The sequence below is a fragment of the Stenotrophomonas sp. SrG genome (assembly GCF_050031795.1).
Lineage (GTDB): Bacteria > Pseudomonadota > Gammaproteobacteria > Xanthomonadales > Xanthomonadaceae > Stenotrophomonas > Stenotrophomonas rhizophila_A.
In genome coordinates this window covers 1-238 of the sequence record NZ_JBNBBE010001184.1, presented here as the reverse complement: position 1 = coordinate 238, position 238 = coordinate 1, and the positions used below count along the sequence as shown (strand labels likewise).

Annotated in this window: 1 protein-coding gene; it reads left to right on the top strand. The window is 71.4% G+C overall.

The window, feature by feature from the left end:
* Positions 1–238, top strand: a 238-nt coding sequence (locus ACQG3P_RS23195) for a DUF4124 domain-containing protein (RefSeq protein ID WP_426806355.1), incomplete at both ends; no start/stop codon positions are given.

Below are 238 nucleotides of genomic sequence, written 5' to 3'. Positions count from 1 at the left end.
CCGGAACCGTCTACAAATGGAAGGACGCCAACGGCGTGACCCAGTATTCGGAGGAGCCGCCCACCGGCCAGAAGGCCGAAGAGCGCACGAACCAGACGCGCGACCCGGCCGGCCGCACCGCGGCAGCCGAGCCCGCCGCCGCCGCATCGGCCGACTGCAGCACCGCCCGCACCAACCTGTCCCTGCTCATCGGCACGGGCGCGGTACTGCAGGACACCAATGGCGACGGCAAGCCGGA